This window comes from Bradyrhizobium sp. 62, assembly GCF_023073035.1.
Classification (GTDB): domain Bacteria; phylum Pseudomonadota; class Alphaproteobacteria; order Rhizobiales; family Xanthobacteraceae; genus Bradyrhizobium.
In genome coordinates, this window is the sequence record NZ_JADPIT010000010.1 from 189,925 (window position 1) to 192,378 (window position 2,454).

2 protein-coding genes are annotated in these 2,454 nt (G+C 65.2%); both read left to right on the forward strand.

Going from position 1 to position 2,454, the window contains the following annotated elements; all coding sequences use genetic code 11:
* The first annotated feature begins 16 nt into the window (after positions 1-16).
* Positions 17-610, forward strand: coding sequence for a GNAT family protein (locus IVB47_RS05035; protein ID WP_247401571.1), 594 nt, complete (start codon positions 17-19; stop codon positions 608-610).
* A gap of 16 nt (positions 611-626) precedes the next feature.
* A complete protein-coding gene (locus tag IVB47_RS05040) occupies positions 627-2,273 on the forward strand; it encodes a GMC family oxidoreductase N-terminal domain-containing protein (protein WP_027570615.1) in 1,647 nt (548 codons plus the stop codon).
* The last annotated feature ends 181 nt before the right edge of the window (positions 2,274-2,454 follow it).

Sequence of the window (2,454 nt, forward strand, 5' to 3'; positions counted from 1 at the left end):
AAAGAGAGAGTTTCAAATGCCCTGGCCTGATCCCATTACCCTGCGCGGACAGCATGCCGGTCTGGAGCCGTTGTCGCATCAGCACCGCGAGGGGCTGATCGAGGCCGTGAAGGACGGCGAGCTCTCCACCATCTGGTACACCGCGATTCCGACGTCGGACAACATGGGCAAGGAAATCGACCGCCGGCTCGGTCTTCAGGCCGCGGGCTCGATGCTCCCCTTCACCGTGTTCGATGGCAGCGGCAAGATCGTGGGCATGACGACCTACATGAACATCGATGCCGCCAACCGCCGCGTCGAGATCGGCTCGACCTGGTATGGCAAGAGCGCGCAGCGCGGCCCGCTCAACACGCAGTGCAAGCTGCTGCTGCTCACCCACGCCTTCGAAACCCTGGACTGCATCGCGGTGGAATTCCGCACCCACTTCTTCAATCACCAGAGCCGTCGCGCCATCGAGCGCCTGGGCGCCAAGCAGGACGGCATTCTGCGCAGCCACCAGGTCGCGCCCAACGGCACGCTCCGCGACACCGTGGTCTACAGCATCACCGCGGCCGAATGGCCGACCGTGCGAACGCATTTGAACTATCAACTCAATGACAAGCCGCGCTAGAGGCGGCCGAGGCACCATGGACAGATTTGATTATGTGATCGTCGGCGCGGGCTCCGCCGGTTGCGTGCTCACCAGCCGGCTGAGCGAAGACCCTGCTACCAGCGTCTGCGTACTCGAGGCGGGCCCGAGCGACTGGCATCCCTACATCCATCTGCCGGCCGGCTTCATCAAGACCTTCCACATGAAGAGCATCAACTGGGCCTACCAGCAGGAGGTCGGGCCCTGGACCGGCGGGCGCAGCATCTACGCGCCGCGCGGCAAGACGCTCGGCGGCTCGTCCTCGATCAATGGCCATATCTACAATCGCGGCCAGCGCATGGATTTCGACACCTGGGCGCAGATGGGCAATCGCGGCTGGGGCTATGCCGACGTGCTGCCTTACTTCCGGCGGCTGGAGAAGCGCGTCGGCGAGGGCGAGGATGTTTATCGCGGCCGCGACGGCAATCTCACCGTCACCACCATGAACTGGCGCGATCCACTTTGCGAAGCCTTCATGGAAGGCGCGGTGAGCCTCGGGATTCCGCGCAATCCCGACTACAACGGCAAGACCCAGGAAGGCGTCTCCTACTGCCAGCGCACCATCGATAGGGGCTTGCGCGTCTCCGGCGCCACCGCGTTTCTGAAGCCCGCGATGAAGCGTCCGAACGTGCATGTCCACACCCACGCGCACGCGACCGAGATCATCTTCGAGGGCAAGCGCGCCGTCGGCGTGCGCTACATGAAGGGCGGTAGTGGCGGCACGCCGGTCGAAGTGCGCGCCAACAAGGAAGTGATTCTCTCCGGCGGCACTTATAATTCGCCGCAGCTGTTGCAGCTCTCCGGCATCGGCTCGCCAGATTTGTTGAGCGCCCACGGCATCGCCGTGCGTCACGCGCTTCCGGTCGGCGAAGGCCTGCAGGACCATTACGCGCCGCGAACGGTCGCGCGCGTCAAAGACATCAGGACCATCAACGAGCTTCGCCGCGGCTGGCGTCTCTGGGTCGAGGCGATGAAATGGGCGACCGCGCGCAAAGGCCTGCTGTCGCTGTCGCCGACCATGGTCTATTGCTTCTGGCATTCCGGCGAGAGCGCCGACAGCTCCGACTTGCAGCTCACCTTCACGCCGGCGTCCTACAAGGAAGGCGTGCAGGGCCAGCTCGAGGACGAGCCCGGCATGACCGTCGCGTCCTGGCAGCAGCGTCCGGAGAGCCGCGGCTATGTCCGGATCCGCTCGTCAGATCCGTTTGCGCCGCCGATCATCCAGACCAACTATCTCGACGCCGAGCTCGACCGCCGCGTCATCGTCGGTGGCATGAAGCTGGCGCGGCGCCTGCTGAAGAGCGCGCCGCTGTCGCCCTATTACGCCTACGAGGATTTCCCGGGCCCGAACATCAACACCGACGACGAGTTCTTGGCCGCCGCCACCGAACGCGGCACCACCACCTTCCACCCCGGCTGCACCTGCCGCATGGGCCCGGCGGACTCCACCTGGGCGGTGGTCGACGACCAGCTCCGAGTTCACGGGTTGCAAGGTCTCCGCGTCATCGACGCCTCCGTGATGCCACGCATGATCTCGGCGAACCTCAATGCCTCAACTATGATGATCGCCGACCGCGCCTCGGACCTGATCCGCGGCAAGCAGCCGATGGAAGCCGCGCGCGTGCCGGATGCGGCGGTGGCGTAGCAAGGTCTCGTGCCCCAGACGCAGCGCACCGCTTCCCCAGCGATGCGAAGCATCGTCCGGTGCAGCTGTGCGCTGCAGAGCCGGAGGCCCATCTCACGCGACCTTGGTCCGCCCCTCGCGATTTGAAACGCGAGTTCGAGAGGGCGATGCTCGCCCTTGCTCCGTCATTGCGAGCGCAGCG

Coding starts and splice junctions, on each gene's coding strand:
- IVB47_RS05035 (WP_247401571.1), top strand. CDS start 17: ATGCCCTGGCCTGATCCCATTACCCTGCGCGGACAGCATGCCGGTCTG.
- IVB47_RS05040 (WP_027570615.1), top strand. CDS start 627: ATGGACAGATTTGATTATGTGATCGTCGGCGCGGGCTCCGCCGGTTGC.